This window comes from Pseudomonas sp. PDM20, from assembly GCF_014852575.3.
GTDB lineage: Bacteria > Pseudomonadota > Gammaproteobacteria > Pseudomonadales > Pseudomonadaceae > Pseudomonas.
The window spans coordinates 2,443,089-2,469,220 of sequence record NZ_CM181224.1; the positions used below are offsets into that span (position 1 = coordinate 2,443,089).

Sequence of the window (26,132 nt, forward strand, 5' to 3'; positions counted from 1 at the left end):
AACGAACGCTCAGGTCCATACGGGTTATGAATGTTCATTGATTCGGATAATAGGCTGGGTAAATGCCTTGGGCTGTTCTAGCATCATCACCACACAAACAACCGCCGCCAGAAGGTTAGCCCCCATGGATTTCGCTTATTCCGCCAAGGTTCAGGACCTGCGTGAACGCGTTACCGCGTTCATGGATGCCTATGTCTATCCCGCCGAGAAGGTGTTCGAGGAGCAAGTGGCGCAAGGCGACCGCTGGCAGCCCACGGCCATCATGGAAGAGCTCAAGGCCAAGGCCCGGGCCGAGGGTCTGTGGAACCTGTTCCTGCCCGAGTCCGAGCTGGGTGCTGGCCTGACCAACATGGAATACGCGCCGCTGGCGGAAATCATGGGTCGCTCGCTGATGGGCTCCGAGCCTTTCAACTGCTCCGCGCCGGACACCGGCAACATGGAAGTGCTGGTGCGTTACGGCACCGAAGAACACAAGCGCACCTGGCTGGAGCCGCTGCTGCGCGGCGAGATCCGTTCCGCCTTTGCCATGACCGAGCCGGGCGTGGCTTCTTCCGACGCCACCAACATGGAAGCCAACGCGGTACGCGACGGTGACGAGTGGGTCATCAACGGCCGCAAGTGGTGGACCTCCGGCGCCTGCGACCCGCGCTGCAAGATCATGATCTTCATGGGCCTGACCAACCCGGACGCGCCGCGTCACCAGCAGCACTCGATGATCCTGGTGCCCACCGACACCCCCGGCGTGAAGATCCTCCGCCCGCTGCCGGTGTTCGGCTACGACGACGCCCCGCACGGCCACGCCGAAGTGCTCTTCGAGAACGTGCGCGTGCCCTATGAGAACGTGCTGCTCGGCGAAGGCCGCGGCTTCGAGATCGCCCAGGGTCGCCTCGGCCCGGGCCGCATCCACCACTGCATGCGCTCCATCGGCATGGCCGAGCGCGCGCTGGAACTGATGTGCAAGCGCTCCGTCAGCCGTACCGCCTTCGGCAAGCCGCTGGCGCGCCTGGGTGGCAACATCGACCACATCGCCAACTCGCGCATCGAGATCAACCAGGCCCGCCTGCTGACCCTGCATGCCGCGTACATGATGGACACCGCCGGCAACAAGATCGCCCAGAGCGAGATCGCCCAGATCAAGGTCGTGGCGCCCAACGTCGCCCTGCAGGTGATCGACCGCGCCATCCAGATGCATGGCGGTGCCGGTGTTTCCAACGACACCCCGCTGGCGTACTTCTATGCCATGCAGCGCACCCTGCGCCTGGCTGACGGCCCGGACGAAGTGCACCGCGCCGCCATCGGCAAATACGAGATCGGCAAGTACGTGCCGCGCGACGCGCTGCGCAGCAGCCGCTGATCCCAGGCAGCACTGAAAAGGCCCGCTGATGCGGGCCTTTTCATTGGCAAAGCGTAGGGCGAATAACGCCTGAGGCGTTATTCGCCATCGGAGCCTTCGGCATATAACCCGTTCCGGGTTATATGCCCTACGGGAGATTCTCCGCCCCGCACAACGAACAAGGCCAGCTTGCGCTGGCCTTGTTCTTTCATTGCGGGGCGGAGGGTTCCGGCCCTTCGGCGTTCGCCCGCTGCTCGATCAGCCACTCCCGCCGCGTGTGCAACTGGGCGGCGAAGGCGCGCGCAGCGGCCTCATGGGGGAAACGCAGCGCGCGACGACCGAGGCGGACCTGCCAATAGGCCCGGCCGCGAAACTCAACGGCTTCGATCCTCACCTCCAGCGCTTGCATGGATCCTCTCCTGGCTGACGATTTCCAGCGGTTCCTCGCTGGTCCGGCGGGTCTTGAGCAAGGATAGCAGTATGCCACCTGCCAAAAGGCCGAAGGTTACGCCAAGGGACAGGGCTGCGGGAACCTTGCCGATGAATCCGTGGAGGAAAATCTTCGTACCGATGAACACCAGCACCAGCGCCAGGGCGTACTTCAGGTAGACGAAGCGGTGGATCATCGCCGCCAGCGAGAAGTACAGGGCGCGCAGGCCGAGGATGGCGAAGATGTTCGAGGTGTAGACGATGAACGGGTCCTGGGTGATGGCGAAGATCGCCGGCACACTGTCCACGGCGAACACCAGGTCGGCCAGTTCGATCAGGATCAGCGCCAGGAACAACGGGGTGGCGTAGCGCACCAGCTTGCCCGAGGCATCCGGCATCTTCACGAAGAAGTGATGCTCGTGAAGGGTGTCGGTCATGCGGATGCGCTTGCGCAGGAACTTCAGTACCGGGTTGTTGGCCAGGTCGGGTTCGCTGTCATGCTTGCTGAACAGCATCTTCACGCCGCTGAACAGCAGGAAGGCGCCGAACACGTACATGATCCACTCGAATTCCTTCACCAGTGCGGCACCCAGGCCGATCATCAGCGCGCGCATGACGATGGCCCCGAGGATGCCCCAGAACAGGACCTGGTGCTGGTAGCGGCGGGGGATGCCGAAGAAGCCGAAGATCATCGCCATGACGAACACGTTGTCCATGGACAGCGACTGTTCGACGAGGAAACCGGTGTAGTACTCCACCGCGCTGGTGGCGCCGAACTCGTACCAGACCCAGCCACCGAAGGCCAGGCCGCAGGCGAAGTAGCCGGCGGAGAGCATCAGGCTCTCGCGCACGCCGATCTCGTGGTGATCGCGTTGCAGGACGCCCAGATCGAGTACGAGAAGAAGAATCACGATGGCCAGGAAGGCCAGCCAGAACCAGGTGGCGGTTCCGAGGAATGGTTCGGTCAAAAAGGCGTGCAGAGCTGTCATGTGGCCCCTCCCTTAGTGTCGTTGTCGAAAAGTGACTCCGACATGGCGGTTGGCAACCGTCAGAGGGGCCCGGCGTCACTGGCGGGAAAATAGCAGAGCGGACGCCTCAGGCAAGCGATGGAACGTAACAAGTTCCTACATGAATTTGCGACTGAGGAGCAGCGTCTGAAAGAAAGTCTAGACGCTGATCCTCGGAAGAACCCTTTTCGATCTGGAGACTCAGTACACCCAGACCTCGACGCGGCGGTTCTTCACCCGGCCGTCGTTGTCACTGTTGGCCGCCACCGGCAGGGCATCGCCCATGCCGCTGATCTCGCGGAACATCACGCCTTCCTTCGCCAGCTCGCGGCGCACGGCCATGGCGCGCAGCTTGGAAAGCAGCTCGGCGCGCGCCGGGTCCTGCTTGGGGTCGCCGAAGCCGACCAGCACCGCCTGCTTGTTCATCTTGCCGTTCTGCTGCAGGTAGGCGAGCAGGCGGTCGATGTCGCGCTGGGCCTTGTTGTCCAGGGTGGCGCTGCCTTCGCGGAAGCGGAAGTTCACCGACAGACGCTCGGCGTCGCGCGCCAGGGCCTGGTAGTTCTCCGGCATGCTGGCGCGCGGTGCCATCTTCACCGCCTGCACGCGCTGGCCGACGAAGCCGCTGGCGCTGACCAGGGCCTGGCCCTTGTCGCCCTGGGCGAACTGCAGCAGGGCGCGTGCCCAGCGGTTCGGTTCCTCGGGTTTCATGTAGAGGAACAGGCGACGCGACAGCGGGTAGTCCTCGGTGGCGATCAGGGTGGTGGACGGCGGCATGGCCTGGGAGTCGCCATCGGCGATGCGCAGGGCCTTGGACTTCTGGATCGACGACAGGCCGACGAAACCGATGCCCTGCGGGTCCTTGCTCACCTCGGCCGACAGCAGGTCGCTGGACTCGAAGCGCTGTACTCCGCTGGCCAGCGTCTTGCCGTGGCTGGCCAGCACCAGCTCCTTGAAGGTATCGAAGGTGCCGGAGTTGTCGTCGCGGGAGTAAAGGCGGATCGCACCGCCGCGGCCGCCGATTTCCTCCCAGGTCTTCACCTCGCCGGAGAAGATTTTCGCCAGCGTATCGGTGGTCAGCTCGTCCAGCGGATTGGCCGCGTTGACGATGATCGCCAGGCCGTCGATACCGATCACCTGTTCGGCCTTGGCGCTGCGCAGGTTGCCCGACGCCGACAGGCCCGCGACCTCGGCGTCCTTGATCGGGCGCGAAGCGGCGGCCAGCTCGGCACTGTTGTCCTTCAGGGCAACGAAACCGGTGCTGGAGCCGTGGGCAGCGAGATCGATGATGGCCTCCTTGCCTTCCTTGCTGCGGCCGATGATGCGCTGTTCGTTGTCCGCCTTGCCCGGCTTGGCGCTGACGTCCGCGTAGCCCTCGCTGACCAGCAGGCCCTTCACCAGCTCCGGCAGCAGGTGCGCACCGATGGTGTTGGAGCCCTGGATACGCAGCACCGGCTCGCCGCCCTGGGATGAGGGCAGGGCGGCAAAGGCCGACCAGGGAAATGCGTAGCAGATGAATGCGATGGTGAGCCAGGCGATGGTGACGGGCCAGGGTTGGGCATCGCTGGGGCTCGACTTGTACTGCATGGGTCAACTTCCATTTGAGGCATCGTTGGCGCGGCAGATTAAGTCGGAATCATTGCATCGATATGACGCTTCGCAGCAGGGCAGAGCAGTTCCTGATGCCTTCGGACATGACTGGCGGATTGCAGGAAGTTTCCGATTTCGACGCTCTTGGCCCACGGCTATACAGGTCACTCGAATCGACCCTGCTGGAGAACGACATGCACGAGACCCTCGATTTTGCGTCGGTCCTGATGAAGCTGGTGCTCATTCTTCTGGTGGTGCTGATGGCCGGCACGCTGGTCATCGCACCGGAAAGGGCGCTGGCCTTGGCGGTCCCGATGCTCATGCTGGTGGCGCCACTTTTTGTCCTGGTGATGCTGCTGGATCTCGCGGGGCTCGCTCAGCGCTTTTCCGCGAAGGGGGCCAGAAAGCGCCTGCCGCATTGACGCCGCGACTGAGCCGGGACTTGCTGGAACGGCTGACAAAAGGGCGCTGACGAAGTGATAGGAAAAATCTCCTGGCTCATCAGGAAAGCCTGATAACACCCGTTTTCCGGCCAAGCGAAACTTGCGTCGTTTCAACGTCCCCGCCGGAAAGTGATCATGACCCAATTCCAAAGCGCGCCAGCCTCGGCTGGCTCCGAGCATCGTGTCAAACCCACCGCTCTGGCCCTGCACGTCGCATCCGCCGCTTCCTGGGGACGGCCCTGGCGGCGTCGCGCACTGAGCCTGCCTTCTCCCCAGGCGTTGACCTTCAAGGGGATCCGGCTGCCGCTACAGCCGATGCGTTCGTGGCTGCAACTGTTGTCCCGAGCCGGAATGCTCGGCGTACGCCCGCCTGCGGCCGGCGTCCTGCGACAGCCCGACGAGGGCGAAGAGGATGCGCCGACCAGGATCGAAGACCTTGGATTCGAAATGGCTACCGAGATGATCCTGGATTTCGCCAATTTCGCCCGCCAGTCGAGGCACAACAGCTCCGCCGAAGAAGTGGGAGCGGAACCCGAGGCCGTGGTTGCAGCTTCCAGTAACGATGAGCCGTCCGCTCTCGCTTCCACTGTCGGTATTGACCAGTTGCATGGGCTCAGTCTGGCCGGCAGCGTGGCGTCGGAGTCCCTGGACCAGGACTTCCTGGTACGCGAATCGTCTGCCGCGAAGGGCCGTACCGAGGCTGCGCAGGCGCCACAAGAGCAGATTGCCGAGCTTCCCCCGATGCCGGAGGCACCGCTTCCTCTGGACGAACCTCCGGTCGAGTTGACCATGGAAGTGCTGGACGTTCCGGCCCTGGTGGAGCGGGGCGAATCTGCGGCAGTGGAGCCAGTGCTGAACGTTCAGGAACGCGTCGAGCGACCGCAGGTTTCGACGCCGGAAGCGGCTGCCTCTGAAGGGCGGACGTCGCCCTTGGTCGAGGACGTAGGACTGCAGCCAGTGGCCGCACCCGTGCCAATGCCATTCGTTGAACCCGTTGGCGAGCCGTCCCAGCTGGAAGAAATCGTCAGCGAACTTCCAGCAGTGGAAGCGTCAGTGGATACGGTAGCGATCGAGCATGAAGTTGAAGGTCCTGCCGAGACTGTGGCTGACGTAGAGGCGTCGGACGAGGCTGTCCCGGAGCCCATCGTGCAGGCGCCGGAGATCGAGGAGCCTGTCGATCAACGGCAGCCGTCCGTGGTGAGCACTGCACCGACAGCGCCAGTGGACACGGCAGCGATCGAGCCTGAAGTTGAAGGTCCTGTCGAGACCGTGGCTGACGTAGAGGCGTCGGACGAGGCTGTGCCGGAGTTCATCGTGCAGGCGCCGGTGATCGAGGAGGCTGTCGAGCAACGGCAGCCGTCCGTGGTGAGCACTGCACCGACAGCACCAGTGGTCACGGCAGCGATCGAGCCTGAAGTTGAAGGTCCTGCCGAGACCGTGGCTGCCGTCGAGGCGACGGTCGTGGCTGAGTCGGAGCCCATCGAGCAGGCGCCGGTGATCGAGGAGGCTGTCGAGCAACGGCAGTTGTCAGCGATGAGCACTGCAGCGGTACCGGCAGTGCCCGAGGCAGAGGCAGAGGCAGACAGTGAGGTCGGCCACGAGCAAGGGCCCGCGCCCGTGGTGGAAACGCCAAAAGCAGCAGGTCCGGGCATCGTCGTCAGTGGCGTGCGTCTTGCCAGGAAAGTCTTCGCGCGGCCACGGCCGAGCGTGGAGCGGGCGTCTGCCGCTCCGAGTCTCGGTATATCGCTGTCGGCTGATGAGAGCGCTCCCGAGGTCGAGGCTGCGCTCCAGCACGCCCAGCCGGCGGCGGTAGCCGATGTGCCGGAAGCGAGCGCGCTGGAAACCATCGCTGCGAGCGTGTGTACCACCGAAAACACCGGCACAGAGGCTGCCGAGCCTGCGCAGTCGCCGATCGCGGAGGCCGCCGACCAGCCCGAAACGGATCATCCACCGGCCGTCATGCACTGGGAGCCCGTGACTCCGGAGCAACAGCCTGATCTGGTCCGGCAGGTGGACACGCAAGTGATCGAAATGACCCCGGAAGGCACTGTCACGGACGATTTCGGTTTTGAACCGATGATCGCAAGTCTGGAGGACGCCCTGGCTGCGCTGACGGTTGCCAATGTCGTTCGCGATGCAACCCCGGCAGCAAAGGCCCGGCCGAACGTCGCGCACACCTCGTCCGCCTCCCTTGCTGCCGGGGTCAGGCAGACAGACGACCACCTTCCTGAAGCGACGGCGCTTCAGGGAATCTTTATCCAGAAGGAAACTGAAATGACCGAAATGCACGATGAGTCAATCGAGGTCGAGGCTCCGGCCAATGCCCCCATCTCCTCGGCGGAATTGCAGGAAGTAGCGGCCACGCTGAGTGTTCCGCAGCTTGATGCCGATCCGGATGACGTGCTGTCCGATGTGCAGAGCACCTTGAACTCGCTCGCCGGCATGGCTCAAGGGCTGACTCAGCAGAAACAGGCGGCGGGCCGTCTGCAGGAAGAGCTGGAGGAGTGGAACATCCAGTTGCAGGAGCGCGAGCGCCTGGCGGGCGACAAGGAAGAGCGCCTGCTGCAATTGGAAAATCATCTCAAGCAGGCCAAGACCAACCTGGATCGCATGGCCGCAGAGAACAATCGTCTACTCGCCGAACGCAGCGAAGCGCTCAAGGAGCTGGCCCAGACCGTCGATTTGCGCGACAAGACCACTGTCAAACGTGCCGAGTCGATCCAGCTGGAACAGCAGCGTATCGATGAACAGACTGCCAGCCTGCGTGCCCGTGCCAGCGAGTTGGACGAGCGGGAGAGTTCCCTCAAGCGCAGGAGCGAGGAACTGGGCGTTCGGCTCAAGCAACTGCAGAGCGCCAAGGACAAGTTCAGCACTATCGTGAAGAGCTTCAACGAGACGGTGCAGTTCAACAGCACCCTGTCGGCCATTTCCAAAACCGTCAACGAGTGACCGGAGCGACCGGCACGCCATCGGGCGTTCCGGTCGGGTTTATCTGCCGCAGTGGGGGCTGGCGAAACAGGGGATGCCGAGACAAGGAGTTGTCCGGCTTTGTCAGTTACGCCAGCGCCGTGTTCCGTTGGCTTAGCTGTTCAATGAGATTTCTGTGGGAACGATTACTGCAGTGGATTCTTTCTGTATGCCATGTCGCACGCGGCCCGCGGGGCCTTTGCAGCAAGGAGGAACATGGCCCGTATAGTACTCATCGAGCCGTCTCGGCGTGACTTCCTCACGCTCCGCCGGTTTCTGCAGGAGCATGGCCATCAGTGCGACGTGCATTTCAAGTACGCACGCCAGGCCTTGAGCAGCCTGGAGGCCAGTGACTGCGATCTGCTGGTGGTGACCCTGGAGTTGCCGGACATCCATGGTATGGAACTGGTCACCATGCTCAGGCGAGACGGCCGACTCAAACCCAGCACTCCTGTGCTGGTCTGCTCCAGCCTGGGCTCACCGCTGAACATTCAACGCGCAATTCGCGTCGGGGTTTCAGGCTTTCTCTTGATGGACGACCGACCGACCTTGATCGGCAGGGCCGTCGACGCCGTACTCTCGGGTGGCAAGATCTTCCCTGAACATGAGCGTTTGCCGCTGGTGGACGATCCACGGCTGGAGTCGGCACTGGGTCTCCCCACCCATGTGGTCGCCGTGCTGCACGGGTTGCGACTGGGGCGTTCGGTGGCATCGCTTGCGGAGGTGCTGGCTCTATCGGGGGCCAGTGTCGGCCAGCATAAGAGGCAACTGATGCGGAAACTGTCGGCCGCTACCCTGGAAGAGCTGTTCAGCATCAGTGAGGAGATCGGCCTGCTTTAGGGGCATCGGTCAGTGACGCTCGCCTGGCTTCTGGAGGGCAGTCGGCGCCGTGGTAACGAGCCGAATCGATCAGGTGACCTTCCATAGTTTTCCTTCATTCGTGCAGGAATTAACTGACAGTCACGGTGGCGCGGGGTTGTAAGAATTCCTCCTGCAACCTGTCCTGCTCTTCCCCCATCCGAGAAGAGCGGGGCATCCCATCGGCTCTTCCCGTCGGCCTGTTGCCCTTGATTGCGAAGGGGCAGCGCCACCGAGTCTCCGACCTCCGTTCGACTTGTCGTGCGGCGTGCAGAGAAGGTGTGGCTGACCACCCTCAGGGTAGGACGTTTCATGACTTCAGATGCGCAGCGGTTCGAAGGACTCCAGGAGGACGGCTCGTCAGACGTGACCGCTCCACATTCGTCCGGTGAGGTCACCGCACTTCTTTCTCCAGCTATCGACGAGGGCCTGCCCAGTCTCACGGCACCTCTACCCCCGCCGGCCGAGAAAATTGCTCGCCCTGCACTATCGGCAGGGTACATCCCGATTCAGAGCGACAAGACTTCGCCCGCCGGGCAGCCGGAGGGCCCTCAGTCCCTGGAGGCTTTCGAGCACCTCGAAAGAGACCTTGCCGAACTCGCCTCTGCCTGTTCTGGGCTGGGTGTCGCGGAAAACGACTCCCCCGACATCGCCGAGCCACTGGCGCTGGCCGCTGGTGTTCCCCATTTCGAGCTGGCGGTTTCCGAAGTTCAAGAGGCTGACATCCTGCTGGATTCGCTACGGATTCCGGAGCCGAACCAGGGCCACCCACACACTCCTGTCGATGCGACAACCCATCTGCTTTCCAGTCAGGCGACTTCCCCCATTTCCCACGAGGAAACCTCCATCATGAACGCTCAAGCCCAACCCACCACCACCGAAGCCGCGAATGCCCGGGCGTCCGTGGAATCCGCCGTGACTGTGCGCCAATCTTCGGTCCTCGAAACCGATGGCGTCCTGCACGATGTTCAGTCCACTCTCGACTCGCTGGCTGGCATGGCGCACGGCCTGTCGCAGCAGAAACTGGAGATCGTGAAAATGCGCGAGGCGCTCGAGGAGCGCCGTCTGGCGACACTGGAGCGCGAGCGCCAGCTGGCCGAGCGGGAGGAGCGCCTGAGTCAGCAGGAGCAACGCCTGCAGGAAGAGAAACAAGGCATCGAGCGTATCGCCGAACACAACGCCACCGTTCTCGCTGAACGCAGCACGGCCTTGCAGGCCCTGGCCGAGACCGTCGATAGCCGCGACCGCGCGACGACCAAGCGCGCTGAGGTCCTGGGCCAGGAGCAGCAGAGTATCGACCGCCAGCAGAACCAGCTGCGTGCGCGGGTTCAGGAGCTGGATGATCGCGAGGCCGGCCTGCAGCGCCAGAGCGGCGAGCTGGCGGACCGCTTCAAGCAACTGCTCGACGCCAAGGAGCGCTTTGGCGCCATCGTCAAGAGTTTCAATGAGACCGTGCGCTTCAACACGACCTACAGCGCCATCAGCAAGACGGTTGGAACTGGTGCGGAAGAAGCCTGAATTCTCATCGGAAAATGAAAAAGCCCGGCATTGGCCGGGCTTTTTCGTTCAAGGCAATTACTTCAGCTGCAGCCAGATCGGCGCGTGGTCCGAGGGCTTTTCCATGCCGCGGATGTCGTAGTCCACGCCGGTCTCGGCGATGCGGCCGCGCAGGGCTTCGGAGGCGAGGATCACGTCGATGCGCAGGCCGCGCTTGGGCGTGTCCTCGAAGCCACGGCTGCGGTAGTCGAACCAGCTGAAGCGGTCGTCCACGCTCGGGTTCTGCAGGCGGAAGCTGTCCACCAGGCCCCAGCCCTTCAGGCGCGCCAGCCATTCGCGCTCTTCCGGCAGGAAGCTGCACTTGCCGGTCTTCAGCCAGCGCTTGCGGTTCTCCTCGCCAATGCCGATGTCGCAGTCTTCCGGCGAGATGTTGATGTCGCCCATCACCACCAGCGGCTGGTCGGGCTGGAAGCGGGTTTCCAGCAGGTCCTGCAGATCGGCGTAGAAGCGCTGCTTGGCGGGGAATTTCACCGGATGGTCGCGGCTCTCGCCCTGTGGGAAGTAGCCGTTCATCACGGTGATCGGCTGGCCGTCGGCGTCCTTGAAGGTGCCCCAGATGAAGCGGCGCTGGGACTCCTCGCCGTCATTGGGGAAGCCGCGCTGCAGTTCCAGCGGCTCCTGGCGGGAGAGCAGGGCGACGCCGTAGTGGCCTTTCTGTCCGTGGTAATGCACGTGGTAGCCAAGGGCCTCGATCTCCTCGCGGGGGAACTGCTCGTCGGCAACCTTGGTTTCCTGCAGGCCGATCACGTCCGGCTGGTGGCGTTCGATGATCGCCTGGAGCTGGTGGGGACGTGCGCGCAAACCGTTGATATTGAAGGAGACGATTTTCATCCTGGGCGCCCTGGCAAAAGCACGATGCTAGCCCAGGTAGGGCGACCCTGGCGACCCCGGCAAGGCGCTGCTAGGGTTTTGTGGCTGGACTCATAACCATAAGAAGAACTCACACGAAGAGGCGTCCGCATGCCTGATACCCTCGCCGAAGTCAGTCTGCTGGACGGCAACTACAGCCGTGAAGTCCGCTCGCTGCTTTATCACGCCTACCGCCACGAACCCACCTTCGCCTACCTGTTCGAATCCGACCGTGCCGGTTTTGACCAGCGCGTGCGGGCGACCGTCCGCGAGCTGGTCAACCAGCACTTCCTCGAGGAGCTGCCCGCCATCGGCCTGCTGATCGAGGATCGTCTGGTGGGTGTAGCGCTGGTGGTCCCGCCGCAACGTCGCCTGGATGTCACCGAGAGCTGGTTCTGGCGCATGCGCATGCTGCTCACCACCGGCCTGGGTTGCACCCGACGCTACCTGGACTACCACGCCGCCGTGCTCGGCTGCCTGCCGCCGGGGCCTTATCACATCCTGCCGCTGATCGGCGTGCACCCGGAGTTCCAGGGCAAGCACCTGGGCGAGCAGTTGCTCGATGCGCTGCATGCCTGGTGCGCCGAGGACGGTGGCTCCCAGGGACTGGTGCTGGATACGGGCAACGCTCGCTACCTGGAGTTCTACCGGCGCCACGGTTACGAGGAACTGGGAGAGGTGGCGCTGGGCCCGATCCGCGAGCACGTGTTGTTCCATCCCACCCATGGGCGCGAGGCAGTGAAAGTGTCCGCGGGATAGCTGTCGCCTTGAATCCTCAGACGCTTCCTACAGCCTGAAGGAAGGCAATACGGGGAAAACCCGTGCTAGCATTTCGCGCCATGAGAGTTGTCCAAGGATTGCTTGGGTTGCTGCTGGTGATGGCCTTCTGCTTGCAGAGGGTCCTGGCGGCCGAAGCCCATCTCGACGTTCGTGTCACCCCCGCCAACGCTGCGCTCAAGGCCAATATCGAGGCCTATGTGGGCAGCCTTGGCGAGCGTGATCAGGAGGCCCTGCAAAGATTCCGGCGCAATGCCGTGGAGCAGGCGCAGAAGGCCGCCCAGGCTTTGGGGTACTACCAGGCGCGCATCCGTGGCCGGGTGACCGATGACAAGGTGCCCACCCTGCGCATCAATGTGCGGCCCGGCGAGCCCGTTCACTTGCGTAACGTCACCGTGCGCGTCGAAGGCCCGGCAGCCAGACTCAAGAGTTTCCGGGTGCCCGGCGGCGACGCCCTGAAGCCTGGCGCGCAACTCAACCACGGTGCCTACGAAGACGCCAAGCGGCTGATCCAGAACCAGGCCTCGCGCTTCGGTTTCTTCCGCGGCCAGTTCACCCAGCAGCAGTTGCGCATTGACCCCGAAGCCGGCGTGGCGGACATCGAACTGGTGTACGCCAGCGGGCCGCGTTATCGCCTGGGCAAGGTCGAATTCGCTGGCGATTTCCCCTTCGACGAGGACCTGCTGCAGCGCATGGTGCCGTTCAAGGAAGGCGCCGACTACGATTCCGAACAGATCGCCGACCTCAACCAGGCCCTGCAGTCCAGCGGCTACTTCGATGGCGTACGGGTGGATGCCGCGCCGACCAACGCCGATGGCGAAGTGGTGCCGGTGAACGTTCATCTGGAGGCGCGCAAGCCACGCACCATGGGCCTTGGCCTGGGCTTCTCGACCGACGTCGGGCCCCGTGCACGGGCCACCTGGACCCGCCACTGGGTCAACCCGCAGGGCCATAGTCTGGGATTCGAGGCGGAAGTTTCCGCGCCCCGGCAGAACGTCGGCGCCTGGTACGAAATTCCGCTGGACCCGCCGCTCACCGACAAGCTGCGTTTCACCAGCGGCTACCAGTACGAAGACCTGGTGGACACCGAGAGCAAGCTGCTGACCCTCGGCGGCGAGTGGCACCACAAGCTCGACAGCGGCTGGCAGCGGGTCGTCTCGCTGAACTGGCAGCGCGAGGAATACAAACTGGGCGACGATTCGGGCCTGAGCAGTTTCCTGATGCCGGGCATCGGCTATTCGATCCTCGAGGCCGACAACAAGATCGACCCCGGCAAGGGCTATCGCCTGCAATTCGAGGTGAAGGGCGCCAAGGAAGGGCTGCTGGCGGACGCCGACGTCGCCCATATCAACGCCATGGCCAAGGGCGTGACCAGTTTCTGGGGAGGGCAGCGGTTGCTCGGACGCATCCAGGTTGGTGGCATCGCCACCAATGACTACAGCGCGATCCCGCCGTCGCTGCGCTTCTTCGCTGGCGGCGACCAGAGCGTGCGCGGCTACGACTACCAGACGCTGTCGCCGAAGAACTCCGACGGCGATCGCATCGGTGGCCGCTACATGGTCGCCGGCAGCGTCGAATACCAGTACCCCATCGCAGAGCGCTGGCGTATTGCAGCCTTCGTCGACCAGGGCAACTCGTTCAACTCGCTGGACTTCCCCTCGATCAAGACCGGCGTCGGCATCGGTATCCGCTGGATTTCCCCGGTCGGCCCGCTGCGCCTGGACCTCGCCGATGGCCTGGACGAGGACGGCGGCATCCGCCTGCACTTCTCCATGGGGCCTGAGCTGTGACCCGCGCGGGCTGGATGCGCGCGCTGCGCTGGAGCCTGGGCGGCCTGCTCGGGCTGATCCTGCTGCTGGTCATTGCGGTGGCCGCCTTGCTCGGCACGCCTGCGGGCAGCCGCGCCGTGCTGAGCTGGGTGCCGGGCCTGAGCGTCGATGAGTTCGACGGCCGCCTTGCCGGTGGTTTCAGCGCCAAGCGCCTGGAGTGGACCGACGGCGGCACCCATCTGGTGCTGGACCAGCCGCAGATCGACTGGTCGCCGGCCTGTCTGCTGCGCATGACGCTGTGCCTGCACAAGGTCGTGGCCAACGAAGTGCTGCTGACCCTGCCGCCGAGCCAGCCGAGCGAATCGTCCGGCCCCATCGAGCTGCCCGACCTGAGCCTGCCGCTGTCACTGGAACTGGGTGACATCCGCATCGGCCGCTTCCTGCTCGATGGCCAGGAGCAGCTGCGCGACGCCGAACTGGCCGCGCACTGGGACCATGAAGGCCTGCACATCGACTCAGTGAAGCTTGCCCGTGATGGCCTGAGCCTGTCGCTCAAGGGCCTGCTGAAGCCGACCCAGGGCTGGCCGCTGGAGGCCGAGGGGACGCTTGGCCTGCCCGCGCCGGGCGAGAAGCCCTGGACCCTGCAGCTGCAGGCCAAGGGCGAGCTGATGGGCCACCTCAAATTGCAGGCGCAGAGCAGTGGCTACCTGAACGGCAACCTGGAAGGAGACCTGCAACCGCTGGCGGAGAACCTGCCGGCCACCGCGCTGGTGACTGCCGACGGCTTCAAGGCCGATGCGTCCTTACCCGACACTCTGACGCTGAACCAGCTGCGCCTGAATGCCAGCGGCAACCTCAAGGATGGCTACCAGCTGGCTGGCGCCGCCGTGCTGCCCGCCGAGGAAAGCCCGGTGGTGCTGACCCTGCGCGGGCGCGTCGACGCCGAGGGTGCGGATATCGCCGCCCTCGACCTGAGCGCCGCCAAGGACCAGCGTGTGGCACTGACCGGCCGCCTCGACTGGAAGGACGCCTTCGCCGCCAACGCCCAGCTCGACTGGCTGGACTTCCCCTGGCGCCGCTTGTACCCGGAGATCGACGAGCCGCCGGTGAGCGTACACACCTTCAAGGCCGAGGTGAGCTACAGCGAGGGTGCCTACCTGGGTAATTTTGACGGCGCCTTCAAGGGGCCGGCCGGCGATTTCACCCTGGCCAGCCCGGTGTCTGGCAATCTCGCGGAAGTCTTCCTGCCGTCGCTGAAACTGGTGGCCGGGCAGGGCAAGGCCGAAGGGCACCTGAAGGTCGGTTTCGCCGATGCGGTGAGCTGGGACGCAGCGCTCGACCTGTCCGATCTCGACCCGGCCTACTGGCTCGAAGAAATGCCCGGCCGCCTCGCTGGACCGTTGCGCAGCAAGGGCTCGCTCAAGGGCGAAGCGCTGAACCTCGATGCCAACCTCGACCTGCAGGGCCGCCTGCGTGGCCAGCCGGCTACCTTCAAGGCGAATGCCACGGCGGCAGGGCAGGCGTGGAAGGTCGATGGCCTGGCGTTGCAGCTGGGCGACAACCGCATCAGCGGGCAAGCCGCGCTGGACCAGCGGCTATCCGGTCGCCTGGACATCGCCTTGAATCGCCTCGGTCAGCTGTGGCCGCAGCTGTTCGGCCGTCTCAACGGCCAGCTCGACCTGGCCGGCACGCTGCAGGCGCCGCAAGGGCAGCTGAAGCTCGACGGCCAGCGCGTCGCCTACGCCGACCAGGGCCTGCGCACACTGGATCTGAGCGCCTCCCTCGATGCCGGCCAGCGTGGTCGCGTCAACCTGACAGCCCAGGGGCTGCGCAGCGGCGACACCGATTTCGGCGCGCTCAAGCTGGAGGGCAGCGGCGACCTCAAGCGCCAGCAACTTGCCCTGAACCTGCAGGGCAAGCCGGTAGTGCTCGACCTCGGCCTGGACGGCAACTGGAACGGCAAGGACTGGCGCGGAAGTCTCTTGAAAGGCGATATCCAGAGCGGCGGCCAGGACTGGCGCCTGCAACAGCCGGCACGCCTGGAACGCCTGGCGGACGGTCGGATCAACCTCGGCGCCCATTGCTGGGCTTCCGGCCCCGCCAGCCTTTGCATGGAAGACCAGCGGCTGATGCCCGATCCACGCCTGCGCATGCACCTGCGCGAGTTCCCGCTGGACAGCCTGGCGCGCTGGCTGCCCGAGGACTTCGCCTGGAAGGGCAAGCTCGACGGCGACGTGCAGCTCGACCTGCCCGCCAGCGGCCCCAACGGCTCCATCCTGATCAATGCCAACAACGGCACCCTGCGCATCAAGGAGCAGGAGGAGTGGGTCGACTTCCCCTACCAGCGCCTGCAACTGGAGAGCCGCCTGACGCCCCGGCGCATCGACACCAGCCTGCAGTTCCAGGGCGACAAGCTCGGCAGCCTGCAGGCCCAGGTCCAGCTCGACCCGCGGCCGAAAGCCAAGCCGGTGAGCGGCACCTTCAGCCTCAGTGGCCTGGACATCGCCGTGGCGCGGCCTTTTGCGCCCATGGTGGAAACCCTGAAAGGCCACCTCAACGGCAGCGGGCAGATTTCTGGCGGCCTGCTGGCACCACGGGTGGATGGCGAGCTGCGCCTGAACGACGGGGAAATCTCCGGCGGCGACCTGCCGACCCGTTTCGAGCAGTTGCAGGTCACCGCCCGGATTGCCGGCGAGCAGGTCGACCTGAGCGGCGACTGGAAGGCCGGAGAACATGGCAACGGCAGCCTGTCCGGGCGCATCGCCTGGTTCAGTGGCCTGGACGTCGACGTGAAGTTGCGCGGCAGTCGACTGCCGGTGACCGTGGAGCCCTACGCCAACCTCGAAGTGGAGCCCGATCTCACGGTGCAGATGGCGGGCGAACGGCTTGCCGTGTCCGGCTCGGTGCAGGTGCCGCGCGGCGCCATCACCATTCGCCAGTTGCCGCCGTCCACGGTCAAGGTGTCCGACGACAGCGTGATCGTCGGCGCGAAGCAGGAGCCGAAAAGCGCGCTTGCGCTGAACATGGATATCGATGTCAGGGTCGGCAGCGACAAGCTGACCTTCAGCGGCTTCGGCCTGAACGCGGAGCTGGCGGGTCAGGTGCACATCGGCGACAACATGGACACCCGTGGCGAGCTGCGCCTGAACAACGGCCGCTACCGCGCCTACGGCCAGAAGCTGACCATCCGCCGCGCGCGCCTGCTGTTCGCCGGGCCTATCGACCAGCCGTTCCTCGATGTCGAGGCGATCCGCAAGGTCGACGACGTGGTGGCCGGCCTGCGCCTGACCGGCAACGCCGAGCAGCCGCGCAGCGAAGTGTTCTCCGAGCCCGCCATGAGCCAGCAGCAGGCGCTGTCCTACCTGGTGCTGGGCCGGCCCATGTCCAGCGGCGAGGACAGCAACATGCTCGGCGAGGCAGCCCTGGCGCTCGGCCTGGCAGGCAGCGCGCCGCTGACCGGTGAAGTCGCCCAGCGCCTGGGCATCCAGGACTTCCAGCTGGACACCGAAGGCACCGGCAACAGCACCAGCGTGGTCGCCAGCGGCCAGCTTTCCGACCGTCTCAGCCTGCGCTACGGCGTGGGCGTGTTCGAACCGGCCAACACCATCGCGCTGCGCTACCTGCTGAGCAAGAAGGTCTACCTGGAGGCCGCCAGCGGCCTGGCCAGCTCCTTGGATATCTTCTACAAGCGCGACTTCTGAGTGCGCTCGGCGGCGCCGTCGTTCGGCGCCGCCGGTCTTCATGGCCCCTTAAGGTACCCGGCACAGACTCCCCCCGCCGCCGGACGAAGTGCGCACAAGGGGAAAGTCATCATGCGCCTGGACCTCATCAGGACCCACCTGCTCGAATTCATCAACAAGGGCTTCCCGGCCCGCCAACTGCGCCGGCTGGTCGCGCGCGACCTGCTGCGCGGTTCGGCGGCCGGGAGACAGGCGCCCAATGCGCTGGCTGCGGCCCTGCTGGAGTGGTCCGCGCTGGAATCGGCCACGGTGCTGGAGCGCCTGGAGAGCCGGCGCGAGGGCCTCAACGAGACCGAGGCGGGCGAGCGCCGCCAGCGTGACGGGCTCAACGAAGTCGACCAGGACCGGCCGCTAGGTGCCTGGATGCACCTGTGGTACTGCTACTGCAACCCCTTCAACCTGTTGCTCACCGTGCTCGCGACCATTTCCTGGTTCACCGAGGACGTCGAGGCCGCCGTGGTGATCGGCAGCATGGTGGGGATTTCCACGCTGCTGCGCTTCATCCAGGAGAAGCGCTCCAACCGTGCCGCCGAGAAGCTCAAGGCGATGGTCAGCAACACGGCCACGGTATTTCGCAGTGCCGAAGGCGATGGCCCCGCGCTGCGGGTGGAAGTGCCGATTCGCGAGCTGGTGCCCGGCGACGTGCTGTGGCTGTCGGCGGGCGACATGGTCCCGGCGGACGTGCGCCTGCTCAGCGCCAAGGACCTCTTCGTCGGCCAGGCCGCGCTCACCGGCGAATCGCTGCCGGTGGAGAAGTTTGCCCAGCTGCGTGACGCCCGCCAGGGCAACCCGCTGGAGCGTGACAGCCTGTGCTTCATGGGCACCACGGTGGTCAGTGGCTCCGCCCTGGCGGTGGTGATTGGCACCGGCACACGTACCTATTTCGGTTCCCTCGCCGAACGGGTGATCGCCAGCGACCCGACGCCGACGGCCTTCCAGACCGGTGTCAACCGCGTCAGCTGGCTGCTGATCCGCTTCATGCTGGTGATGGCGCCGGTGGTCCTGCTGATCAACGGCTTCACCAAGGGTGACTGGCTGGAGGCTGCGCTGTTCGCGCTGTCCATCGCCGTCGGCCTGACCCCGGAAATGCTCCCGATGATCGTCACCTCGACCCTGGCCAAGGGCGCGGTGGTGCTCAGCCGGCGCAAGGTGATCGTCAAGCGCCTGGACGCCATCCAGAACTTCGGCGCCATGGACATCCTCTGCACCGACAAGACCGGCACCCTGACCCAGGACCGCATCGTCCTCGAGCGCCACACCGACGCCTTCGGCCAGGTGCAGGACCGCGTGCTGCAACTGGCCTTCCTCAACAGCCACTACCAGACCGGGCTGAAGAACCTGCTGGATGTCGCCGTCCTCGAGCACGTCGAACTGCGTCATGCACTGAAGGTAGACAGCCGCTTCCGCAAGCTCGACGAGATTCCCTTCGACTTCGCCCGCCGGCGTATGTCGGTGGTGGTCAGCGAACGCGAGGACAACCACCTGCTGATCTGCAAGGGCGCGCTGGAAGAGGTGCTGTCGGTCTGCGCCACGGTGGAAACCGCCGAAGGTGTCGAGCCGCTCACCGGGGCGCGTCTGGAAAGCATCCGCGCAGTGGCCGACGGGCTCAACCAGGAAGGCCTGCGGGTGGTCGCCGTGGCCACCCGCGAGCTGCCGCCCACCCGCGATATCTACGGCGTGGCGGACGAGAGCGAATTGTGCCTGGCCGGCTACATCGCCTTCCTCGACCCGCCCAAGGAAACCACCGCCCAGGCGCTGCGCGCGCTGGCGGAGAACGGCGTGGCGGTGAAGGTGCTGACCGGCGACAACGACCGGGTGAGCCTGAAGGTCTGCCGCGATGTGGGGCTGCTGGTCGAGGGCGTGCTGCTCGGCCCACAGCTGGACGAGCTCAACGACGCCGAGCTGGGCGAACTGGCCGAGCGCACCACGCTGTTCGCCAAGCTCACGCCCAGCCACAAGGAGCGCCTGGTGCGCGTGCTGCGCGAGCGCGGCCACGTGGTCGGCTTCCTCGGCGACGGCATCAACGATGCCCCGGCGCTGCGTACGGCGGACATCGGCATTTCAGTGGATTCGGCAGTGGACATCGCCAAGGAAGCCGCCGACCTGATCCTCCTGGAAAAGAGCCTGATGGTCCTGGAGGAGGGCGTGATCGAAGGGCGCCGTACCTTCGCCAACATGCTCAAGTACATCCGCATGACCGCCAGTTCCAACTTCGGCAATGTGTTCAGCGTGCTGGTGGCCAGCGCCTTCATTCCCTTCCTGCCGATGCTGCCGCTGCAACTGCTGGTGCAGAACCTGCTCTACGACCTGTCGCAGATCGCCATTCCCTTCGACCATGTCGATGACGAACTGCTGCGCAAGCCGCAGCAGTGGAACCCGGACGGACTGGGGCGCTTCATGGTGTTCTTCGGGCCGATCAGCTCGATCTTCGACATCGCCACCTTCCTTGTGCTCTGGCACGTGTTCGGTGCGAATTCACCGGAGCAGCAGACGCTGTTCCAGTCCGGCTGGTTCGTCGAGGGGCTGATCTCGCAACTGCTGGTGGTGCACATGATTCGCACCCGGCGCATTCCCTTCCTGCAGAGCCGCGCCGCCTGGCCGCTGCTGGGCATGACCCTGGCGATCGTCGCGGTGGCGATCTTCCTGCCCATGGGGCCGCTGGCGCATTCCTTCCGCATGGAGGCGCTGCCGCTGGGGTACTGGCCCTGGCTGGTGGCGATCCTGCTGGGCTACATGGCGCTGACCCAGACCGTGAAGGGCTGGTTCGCCCGGCGCTACGGCTGGCAGTGAGCGAAACGGAACCAACGTGCGAACCCGATCACCACTGGTCACGCAGGCATCGGGTTCAATACACTCCGGTCATCCGTCTTCTCCTGCTGTGAGTCGTGATCTTGCCGTCGCAAGCCCATCGCCTGCCGTTGCTCCCGCGTGCGCGCCTGAAGCGCCTGGTCCTGCTGGGCCTGGCGCTGGCCAGCGTGCCGCTGGCCGCCTGCGAGAAGACCCTGCGCTGGGATGACGACCCGCCCTTCAGCATGCAATTGCCCGACGGCAGCGTCGGCGGGCTCTACGTCGAGCTGAATCGCACTGTGCTGGAGCGCCTGGGATGCGAGGTGCGGATGGTCAAGCTGCCCTGGGCTCGGGCGCTCAAGGAACTCGAACTCGGTCGCCTCGACGTGCTGCCCGGGGCCTTCCGCAAGCCCGAGCGCGAGGCCTACGCCTGGTTCTCCGGTACCGTGCTGCCACCGTCGCGCAACATCCTCTTCGTCCGTCGCGGCCTGCCCCAGCTGGGCAGCCTGCAGCAGCTTTCCGACCTGCCCGGCAGCGACTTCCGCCTCGGCGCGCAGATCGACGTTTCCTACGGTGAACCCTATCGCCAGTTGATGGCCGACCCCGACTTCGCCGCGCGGGTGTTCTTCAATCCCAGCCGCAGCAACCTCTGGCACATGGTCGACAAGGGCCGAATCGACGGCATCATCGCCGATGAGCACAGCGGCCAGTACGAACTGCAGCAGTTGGGCCTGGCCAAGCGCATCGAGCCCACCAGCGTGGTGGTGTCAGCGGAGTCGGCGGAAGTCGCCTTCAGCAAGCGCACCCAGGACGAGGACTTCGTCCGTCGCTACGCGCAGACGCTGAAGACGCTGGTGGAAGCGGGCGAGGATCGGCGCATCCTGCAGCACTACGTCAGCAACTGACGGATTCCCGCGTCAGGGCTTGCGCCAGAGATTGGTGCGGCGGGCCTTGGCCTCGTGCTCTTCGAACTGGTACTGGCCGACTTCCTCGGGCGTCTGCGCGTCGCTCTGCCGCCAGCGCGCGAGGCCGATGCTCAGCTGGGCGCGACCAATATCCAGGGTATGACCGCAGTTCGGGCACTCCGCCGGGGTGACCCACACCGCCGCGCGCAGGCTGCCGTCGGGTAGCGGCTCGGCGTGCTTGAGGGTGGCGCTCTTGCCCAGGGCGAGCTGCACCAGGGCCGCGCGGGAGCGCTGGCCGAAGGGTTGTTCCAGTTCTGGAGCAGTGATGCCGCGCAGGTGGATGGTGGTATCACCGCCATCCGCGCGCTGGCAGGTCAACTGGTCGCCGCTGAACACGGCCGTCACCTGGCACTCCTCATCCGCGTGGGCGGCGAGGGGAAGGAAGGAAAGTACGAGCAGTGCGGCGGGAACGAATCGCATGGAGCCTCCGGTGGACCCCGTCAGCATAACCGCTGCGAGCGTCCACCGGAGCCCCGATGCAGAGCTTTTACTGGATCAGCGCCATCACCTGTTCGCTGTAGCGCCCGCCAGCGGCCGCACCGGCCGGGAAGATTGCGTCCAGCTCCAGCAGTTCCGCCCGGGTCAGAGCCAGGTCCACGGCGGCGACGTTCTCTTCCAGGTACTTGCGCTGCTTGGTGCCGGGGATCGGCACCAGGTGCTCGCCCTGGGCCAGCACCCAGGCCAGCGCCAGTTGCGAGGGCTTCACCCCGCGGGCGGCGGCCAGCTCGGCGACCTTGTCCACCAGCAGCAGGTTCTTCGCGAAGTTCTCGCCGGTGAAGCGCGGGCTGGAGCGCCGGTAGTCGTCCTGCGCGAAGTCATCCGGGCTCTTCAGCGCGCCGGTGAGGAAGCCGCGGCCCAGCGGGCTGTAGGGCACGAAGCCGACACCCAGGCGTTCGCACGCGGCCAGCACGCCGTTCTCTTCCGGGTCGCGGGTCCACAGCGAGTATTCGCTCTGCAGCGCGGTGATCGGGTGGACCTTGTGTGCGCGCTCCAGGGTTTCTGCCGAGGCTTCGCTCAGGCCGAGGTAGCGCACCTTGCCGGCCTTCACCAGCTCGGCCAGGGCGCCGACGGTGTCCTCGATGGGCACCTTGGGGTCGACGCGGTGCTGGTAGTAGAGGTCGATGTGGTCGGTGCCCAGGCGCTTCAGGCTGCCTTCCACGGCCTGGCGGATGTACTCCGGGCTGCCGTTGGCGCCGCGCACCTGCGGCTGGTCAGGGGTGCGCACGATGCCGAACTTGGTGGCGAGGAACACCTGTTCGCGCTTGCCCTTCAGGGCGCGGCCGAGCAGTTCCTCGTTGGTGTGCGGGCCGTAGATGTCGGCGGTGTCGAGCAGGGTGACGCCCAGCTCCAGCGCGCGGTGCAGGGTAGCGATGGATTCGGCCTCATCGCTGCCGGTGGTGTAGAAGTCGGACATGCCCATGCAGCCGAGGCCGATGGCGGAGACGACGGGGCCTTGCGAGCCCAGGCGGCGGGTCTTCATGCGGGGATTCTCCGGGGTGGGTAAAGGGGCAGGACCATTCTTGTTGTTTGTCAGGCATGGATAAACCGGCAGATTGCGGTTTAACTATTCGGCCTGGATGAATAATCGGAGTGCGCCATGGACCGCTTGCAGGCCATGCAGGTCTACACCCGCATCGTCGAACTCAAGGCCTTCGGCAAGGCCGCGGACAGCCTGCAGATGCCGCGCGCCAGCGTGACCCAGCTGATCCAGCAACTGGAGACGCACCTGGGCGTGCAACTGCTGCGTCGTACCACGCGGCAGGTCAGCGTCACCGCCGATGGACAGGCTTATTACGAGCGCTGCGTGCGCCTGCTGGAGGACCTGGAGGAGGCGGAGAACTGCTTCTCCGACTCGCCCGACAACCCGCGCGGCAAGCTGCGCATCGACCTGCCCAGTTCGCTGGGACGGCTGGTGGTAATCCCGGCGCTGCCGCAGTTCTGCCGGCGCTACCCGCAGATCGAGCTCGAACTGAGCCTGAATGATCGCCAGGTGGACCTGGTGCGAGAAGGCGTCGATTGCGTGCTGCGTGCAGGCGAACTGCCGGACTCCAGCCTGGTCGGCCGGCGCATCGCCGAGCTGGAGCAACTGACCTGCGTGAGCCGCGCCTACGTGCAGGAGTTCGGCCTGCCCGAGCATCCGGAGCGGCTCGAAGGGCACCTGGCGGTCAACTACCAGTCGGCCTCCAGCGGGCGCATCTTCGACCTGGAGTTCCGCTTCGATGGCCAACTGCGCACCCAGCGGCTGCCCAGCCGGATCGCGGTGAACAACGCAGACGCCTACATTGCCGCCTGCCGCGCCGGCTTCGGCATGATCCAGGCGCCGCGCTATCACCTGCACGAAGGCCTGGCCAGCGGCGAGCTGGTGGAGGTGCTGCGCGCCTGGCAGCCGCCGCCGCTGCCGGTCAGCGTGCTGCACCCGGTGCGCCGGCAGATGTCGCGGCGCCTGCGGGTGTTCTCCGACTGGCTCGGCGGTTTGTTCGCGGCCGGCATCGGCTGAGTGGTCGCTTGTCGGAAAGCTGCCAGGCGCGGCTGCCGGCGTCACCGCGCTGGCTATGCTCAAGGCCGCCGTAGAGCGGTTCGCAGTCGCTGGAGTTGCGGCGTTTCTTTTCAACCACTCCCTGAAGGAAACGACCTAAATGAGCTTCGTCAAAGCGAAAGATGGCACTGAGATCTTCTACAAGGATTGGGGCAGCGGGCAGCCGGTGGTGTTCTCCCACGGCTGGCCGCTCAATGCCGACGCCTGGGACGCGCAGATGCTGTTCCTGGTGCAGAAGGGCTACCGGGTCATCGCCCACGACCGGCGCGGCCACGGCCGTTCGGGCCAGCCGGCCAACGGCAACGACATGGACACCTACGCCGATGACCTGGCGGCGGTGATCGATGCGCTGGACCTCAAGTCCGCCACGCTGGTGGGCCACTCAACCGGTGGCGGCGAGGTGACGCGCTACATCGGCCGGCATGGCACCAAACGTCTTTCCGGGGCGGTGCTGATCGGTGCGGTGCCGCCGCTGATGCTCAAGACGGCTGCCAACCCCGGCGGCCTGCCGATCGACGTGTTCGACGGCATCCGCAAGGGCGTGAAGGAAGACCGCTCGCAATTCTTCAAGGACCTGGCGGTGCCGTTCTACGGCTACAACCGGCCGGGCGCTAAGCAGTCCCAGGGTGTGATCGACAACTTCTGGCTGCAGGGCATGACCGGCGGGCACCTGGGCCAGTACCTGTGCATCCACGAGTTCTCCGAAGTGGACTACACCGAGGACCTGAAGAAGATCGACGTGCCAGCGCTGATCCTCCACGGCGACGATGACCAGATCGTGCCCATCGGCGCCGCCGGCCAGCGTTCGGTGGAGCTGGTGCAGAAGGGCGAGCTGAAAGTCTACAAGGGCGGCCCGCACGGCATGTGCACCACCCTGGCCGACCAGGTGAACGAGGACCTGCTGGGCTTCCTCAATCGCTGAGACGCCGCTGCCGGGGCCGCTGGGCCCCGGCACTCCACGAGTGAATCAGTGGCCGTCCGGGCGCCCGTTCACGGTGCGGTTGATGGCGCTCAGCGCGGTGTTGAAGCGTACGGTTTCGTTGAAGCTGCGGACGATGGCGCCGAAGCGCTCCTTGGCATCCACCAGTTGCTTGAAGCGTTCGGTCAGCTCGTTGTCCTTTTGCTGCAGCAGCGTCTCGCGGCCGTCCAGGTCGGCATGGCGAATACGCATCTGCGCCAGCTTGCGTTCCAGTTGGTCCTGCTCCGTCTGCAGCACCTCGCAACGCTTGCTGGTGGCGCGGTCGCGACTGTCGACGGTCTCCGCCAGCGCCTGCAGGGTGGCGCTGCGTTCGGCGAGGGTGGCGGCCTGCTGCTCGCCGAGGCGGGTCAGCGCAGCCTTCTCCTGCTGTAACCGCTGCTCCCATTGGCGCAAGGCGTCTTCCCGTTCGTTGAGCAGGCGCTCGCGCTCATCGGCCTGTTCCTGGCGTGCGTCCAGCGTCTCGCGTTCCTTGATGGAGTCCAGGCGTTGCTGCGACAGGCCCTGGGCCATGCCGGCGAGGGAGTCGAGAGTGCTCTGCACGTCCTGCAGCACGTTTTCGGTGTCACTGGCGTCCTGCGAGACAACTGCTTGCAGCAACTGATCGGCCTGGCTGAGCGGGGTGTCGGGCGCGCCATCCGGCGTGACGATGGCATCGGGGGTGGGCCGGCTCGCCTCGCGCTGCAGGGTTTCATCGATTTCGTCGAGCTGGTCGAGGGTGTGCTGTGCGCTCTGCTGCTGTTTCCGGGCGTAGTCCGTGGCGCCGGCCGAATAGGCGGATGCCTGGCTCGGCGTGGCACCCAGCGCGTCCGGCAGCTGGCCGGGCGGCAGGTCATAGAGCTGCGACAGGTGGTCCTGTGGGTGCGCGAAGGGCCGCTGCGGCTTCGGCTGGCCTGCGCCTTCGGCCGGTTCCTTGGAATTGCGAATGCTCATGCGGTTCTCCCGAAGCTGTTCATGGTGAGGCGGGAAGCACCTGGAGCAGGGCTGCTGCCGGTTTCCGGCAGGGCGGGGCTCTGGGCAGGGGCTGTCTCGGGCGTCGGGTTGCATGGTGCGTTGCGGGCTTCTGCCTGGCGGGCGGGAACCGATTCCATCCGGCGCTGGGCGGCCTTGCTCGGCGGCGCCCAGAAGCAGTTTAGGTCGCCCCAGGCGGTTTGCCGGGAAAGAGGGGCGAGCAAAGGCGGGAGTGACGAACGGTCAGTGGCTAGCGGTGCTCCAGCACATTCAACAGCGTCCCCAACGGGTCACGCAGGAAGAAGCGCCGCACGCCCCAGGGCTCGACGGTCAGTGCGTAGGTGATCTCGTGGCCGCCCGCGTGGGCGCGCTCGTACACCTCGTCGAGATTGTCCACCTCGATGGACAGGTCCGGCACCGGCGCACCGGAGCCACCTTCGCTGGCCAGGCTCATCTGCGCCAGCGCGCTGTCGCCGCTGGCGAGGGTGATCAGCCAGCCGTGGTCCATCACCACGTCGAGGTCGAACAGCTCGCGGTAGAAACGCGCGACCTCGGCAGGCTGGCCGGTGGCGAGGTTGGCGACGATGCGGCGGACGGTCAT

The 26,132-nt window shown here is 65.5% G+C and carries 20 protein-coding genes; 12 read left to right on the top strand and 8 right to left on the bottom strand.

Going from position 1 to position 26,132, the window contains the following annotated elements; all coding sequences use genetic code 11:
• The first annotated feature begins 124 nt into the window (after positions 1 to 124).
• A complete protein-coding gene (locus IB261_RS11425) occupies positions 125 to 1,354 on the top strand; it encodes an acyl-CoA dehydrogenase (RefSeq protein WP_081516661.1) in 1,230 nt (409 codons plus the stop codon).
• 187 nt (positions 1,355 to 1,541) lie between these two features.
• Here the strand turns inward: IB261_RS11425 and IB261_RS11430 are convergent, their stop codons facing one another.
• The 3 genes from IB261_RS11430 to IB261_RS11440 all read right to left on the bottom strand — a co-directional run bounded on the left by IB261_RS11430 (position 1,542) and on the right by IB261_RS11440 (position 4,353).
• Positions 1,542 to 1,742 (bottom strand): hypothetical protein, encoded by a 201-nt coding sequence (locus IB261_RS11430; RefSeq protein WP_081516662.1) that lies wholly within the window; start codon positions 1,740 to 1,742, stop codon positions 1,542 to 1,544.
• A complete protein-coding gene (locus tag IB261_RS11435) occupies positions 1,708 to 2,751 on the bottom strand; it encodes a TerC family protein (RefSeq protein WP_081516663.1) in 1,044 nt (347 codons plus the stop codon). Before IB261_RS11435 ends, IB261_RS11430 begins: the two co-directional genes overlap by 35 nt.
• A gap of 219 nt (positions 2,752 to 2,970) precedes the next feature.
• On the bottom strand, positions 2,971 to 4,353 hold the full coding sequence (locus tag IB261_RS11440) for a substrate-binding domain-containing protein (protein ID WP_151186647.1): 1,383 nt from the start codon (positions 4,351 to 4,353) through the stop codon (positions 2,971 to 2,973).
• Between the two features lie 197 nt (positions 4,354 to 4,550).
• On the opposite strand from IB261_RS11440, the gene IB261_RS11445 reads away from it, so the two are divergent.
• The 4 genes from IB261_RS11445 (at position 4,551) to IB261_RS11460 (ending at position 10,142) form a co-directional block, all read left to right on the top strand.
• On the top strand, positions 4,551 to 4,778 hold the full coding sequence (locus IB261_RS11445; RefSeq protein WP_192223043.1) for a hypothetical protein: 228 nt from the start codon (positions 4,551 to 4,553) through the stop codon (positions 4,776 to 4,778).
• 156 nt (positions 4,779 to 4,934) lie between these two features.
• On the top strand, positions 4,935 to 7,748 hold the full coding sequence (locus IB261_RS11450; protein ID WP_192383047.1) for a hypothetical protein: 2,814 nt from the start codon (positions 4,935 to 4,937) through the stop codon (positions 7,746 to 7,748).
• A gap of 234 nt (positions 7,749 to 7,982) precedes the next feature.
• Positions 7,983 to 8,606, top strand: a complete 624-nt coding sequence (locus IB261_RS11455; RefSeq protein WP_081516666.1) for a response regulator transcription factor — start codon at positions 7,983 to 7,985, stop codon at positions 8,604 to 8,606.
• A 330-nt stretch (positions 8,607 to 8,936) separates the two neighbouring features.
• On the top strand, positions 8,937 to 10,142 hold the full coding sequence (locus IB261_RS11460; protein ID WP_192383045.1) for a hypothetical protein: 1,206 nt from the start codon (positions 8,937 to 8,939) through the stop codon (positions 10,140 to 10,142).
• Positions 10,143 to 10,199: 57 nt separating this feature from the next.
• On the opposite strand, the gene xthA is transcribed toward IB261_RS11460, so the two are convergent.
• On the bottom strand, positions 10,200 to 11,012 hold the full coding sequence (xthA, locus tag IB261_RS11465; protein ID WP_081516668.1) for an exodeoxyribonuclease III: 813 nt from the start codon (positions 11,010 to 11,012) through the stop codon (positions 10,200 to 10,202).
• Between the two features lie 129 nt (positions 11,013 to 11,141).
• Between xthA and IB261_RS11470 the strand changes: the two genes are divergently transcribed.
• The 5 genes from IB261_RS11470 (at position 11,142) to IB261_RS11490 (ending at position 21,008) form a co-directional block, all read left to right on the top strand.
• A complete protein-coding gene (locus IB261_RS11470) occupies positions 11,142 to 11,789 on the top strand; it encodes a GNAT family N-acetyltransferase (protein WP_192383043.1) in 648 nt (215 codons plus the stop codon).
• 80 nt (positions 11,790 to 11,869) lie between these two features.
• Positions 11,870 to 13,597 (top strand): autotransporter assembly complex protein TamA, encoded by a 1,728-nt coding sequence (locus IB261_RS11475; RefSeq protein ID WP_412548054.1) that lies wholly within the window; start codon positions 11,870 to 11,872, stop codon positions 13,595 to 13,597.
• Positions 13,598 to 13,611: 14 nt separating this feature from the next.
• On the top strand, positions 13,612 to 17,277 hold the full coding sequence (locus IB261_RS11480; protein ID WP_192383252.1) for a translocation/assembly module TamB domain-containing protein: 3,666 nt from the start codon (positions 13,612 to 13,614) through the stop codon (positions 17,275 to 17,277).
• Positions 17,278 to 17,388: 111 nt separating this feature from the next.
• Positions 17,389 to 20,106 carry a magnesium-translocating P-type ATPase gene (gene mgtA, locus IB261_RS11485; protein WP_192383042.1) on the top strand — a complete coding sequence of 906 codons (2,718 nt, stop codon included), beginning with the start codon at positions 17,389 to 17,391 and terminating at the stop codon, positions 20,104 to 20,106.
• 95 nt (positions 20,107 to 20,201) lie between these two features.
• Complete coding sequence (locus tag IB261_RS11490) at positions 20,202 to 21,008, top strand: substrate-binding periplasmic protein (protein ID WP_081516673.1); 807 nt, start codon at positions 20,202 to 20,204, stop codon at positions 21,006 to 21,008.
• A gap of 12 nt (positions 21,009 to 21,020) precedes the next feature.
• Here the strand turns inward: IB261_RS11490 and IB261_RS11495 are convergent, their stop codons facing one another.
• Both IB261_RS11495 and IB261_RS11500 read right to left on the bottom strand, forming a co-directional pair.
• Complete coding sequence (locus IB261_RS11495; protein WP_081516674.1) at positions 21,021 to 21,488, bottom strand: thermonuclease family protein; 468 nt, start codon at positions 21,486 to 21,488, stop codon at positions 21,021 to 21,023.
• A 67-nt stretch (positions 21,489 to 21,555) separates the two neighbouring features.
• Complete coding sequence (locus IB261_RS11500; RefSeq protein WP_192223049.1) at positions 21,556 to 22,548, bottom strand: aldo/keto reductase; 993 nt, start codon at positions 22,546 to 22,548, stop codon at positions 21,556 to 21,558.
• Between the two features lie 117 nt (positions 22,549 to 22,665).
• On the opposite strand from IB261_RS11500, the gene IB261_RS11505 reads away from it, so the two are divergent.
• The gene (locus IB261_RS11505) at positions 22,666 to 23,565 is read left to right on the top strand and encodes a LysR family transcriptional regulator (protein ID WP_081516676.1); all 900 of its coding nucleotides are present in this window, start codon (positions 22,666 to 22,668) and stop codon (positions 23,563 to 23,565) included.
• Positions 23,566 to 23,704: 139 nt separating this feature from the next.
• The gene (locus tag IB261_RS11510; RefSeq protein ID WP_081516677.1) at positions 23,705 to 24,526 is read left to right on the top strand and encodes an alpha/beta fold hydrolase; all 822 of its coding nucleotides are present in this window, start codon (positions 23,705 to 23,707) and stop codon (positions 24,524 to 24,526) included.
• Positions 24,527 to 24,571: 45 nt separating this feature from the next.
• Here the strand turns inward: IB261_RS11510 and IB261_RS11515 are convergent, their stop codons facing one another.
• Together IB261_RS11515 and IB261_RS11520 are read right to left on the bottom strand one after the other, a co-directional pair.
• Positions 24,572 to 25,513: a hypothetical protein gene (locus IB261_RS11515; RefSeq protein ID WP_192383041.1), complete on the bottom strand. Its 942-nt coding sequence runs from the start codon at positions 25,511 to 25,513 to the stop codon at positions 24,572 to 24,574.
• A 268-nt stretch (positions 25,514 to 25,781) separates the two neighbouring features.
• Positions 25,782 to 26,132 (bottom strand): VOC family protein, encoded by a 351-nt coding sequence (locus IB261_RS11520; protein ID WP_081516679.1) that lies wholly within the window; start codon positions 26,130 to 26,132, stop codon positions 25,782 to 25,784.

Bases quoted from the DNA above. Each gene is read 5' to 3' on its own strand.
- IB261_RS11520 (WP_081516679.1), bottom strand. From the start codon at position 26,132: ATGACCGTCCGCCGCATCGTCGCCAACCTCGCCACCGGCCAGCCTGCC.
- IB261_RS11470 (WP_192383043.1), top strand. From the start codon at position 11,142: ATGCCTGATACCCTCGCCGAAGTCAGTCTGCTGGACGGCAACTACAGC.
- IB261_RS11510 (WP_081516677.1), top strand. From the start codon at position 23,705: ATGAGCTTCGTCAAAGCGAAAGATGGCACTGAGATCTTCTACAAGGAT.
- xthA (WP_081516668.1), bottom strand. From the start codon at position 11,012: ATGAAAATCGTCTCCTTCAATATCAACGGTTTGCGCGCACGTCCCCAC.
- IB261_RS11425 (WP_081516661.1), top strand. From the start codon at position 125: ATGGATTTCGCTTATTCCGCCAAGGTTCAGGACCTGCGTGAACGCGTT.
- IB261_RS11450 (WP_192383047.1), top strand. From the start codon at position 4,935: ATGACCCAATTCCAAAGCGCGCCAGCCTCGGCTGGCTCCGAGCATCGT.
- IB261_RS11515 (WP_192383041.1), bottom strand. From the start codon at position 25,513: ATGAGCATTCGCAATTCCAAGGAACCGGCCGAAGGCGCAGGCCAGCCG.
- IB261_RS11445 (WP_192223043.1), top strand. From the start codon at position 4,551: ATGCACGAGACCCTCGATTTTGCGTCGGTCCTGATGAAGCTGGTGCTC.
- IB261_RS11435 (WP_081516663.1), bottom strand. From the start codon at position 2,751: ATGACAGCTCTGCACGCCTTTTTGACCGAACCATTCCTCGGAACCGCC.
- IB261_RS11430 (WP_081516662.1), bottom strand. From the start codon at position 1,742: ATGCAAGCGCTGGAGGTGAGGATCGAAGCCGTTGAGTTTCGCGGCCGG.
- IB261_RS11440 (WP_151186647.1), bottom strand. From the start codon at position 4,353: ATGCAGTACAAGTCGAGCCCCAGCGATGCCCAACCCTGGCCCGTCACC.
- IB261_RS11505 (WP_081516676.1), top strand. From the start codon at position 22,666: ATGGACCGCTTGCAGGCCATGCAGGTCTACACCCGCATCGTCGAACTC.
- mgtA (WP_192383042.1), top strand. From the start codon at position 17,389: ATGCGCCTGGACCTCATCAGGACCCACCTGCTCGAATTCATCAACAAG.
- IB261_RS11455 (WP_081516666.1), top strand. From the start codon at position 7,983: ATGGCCCGTATAGTACTCATCGAGCCGTCTCGGCGTGACTTCCTCACG.
- IB261_RS11495 (WP_081516674.1), bottom strand. From the start codon at position 21,488: ATGCGATTCGTTCCCGCCGCACTGCTCGTACTTTCCTTCCTTCCCCTC.
- IB261_RS11475 (WP_412548054.1), top strand. From the start codon at position 11,870: ATGAGAGTTGTCCAAGGATTGCTTGGGTTGCTGCTGGTGATGGCCTTC.
- IB261_RS11500 (WP_192223049.1), bottom strand. From the start codon at position 22,548: ATGAAGACCCGCCGCCTGGGCTCGCAAGGCCCCGTCGTCTCCGCCATC.
- IB261_RS11480 (WP_192383252.1), top strand. From the start codon at position 13,612: ATGCGCGCGCTGCGCTGGAGCCTGGGCGGCCTGCTCGGGCTGATCCTG.
- IB261_RS11460 (WP_192383045.1), top strand. From the start codon at position 8,937: ATGACTTCAGATGCGCAGCGGTTCGAAGGACTCCAGGAGGACGGCTCG.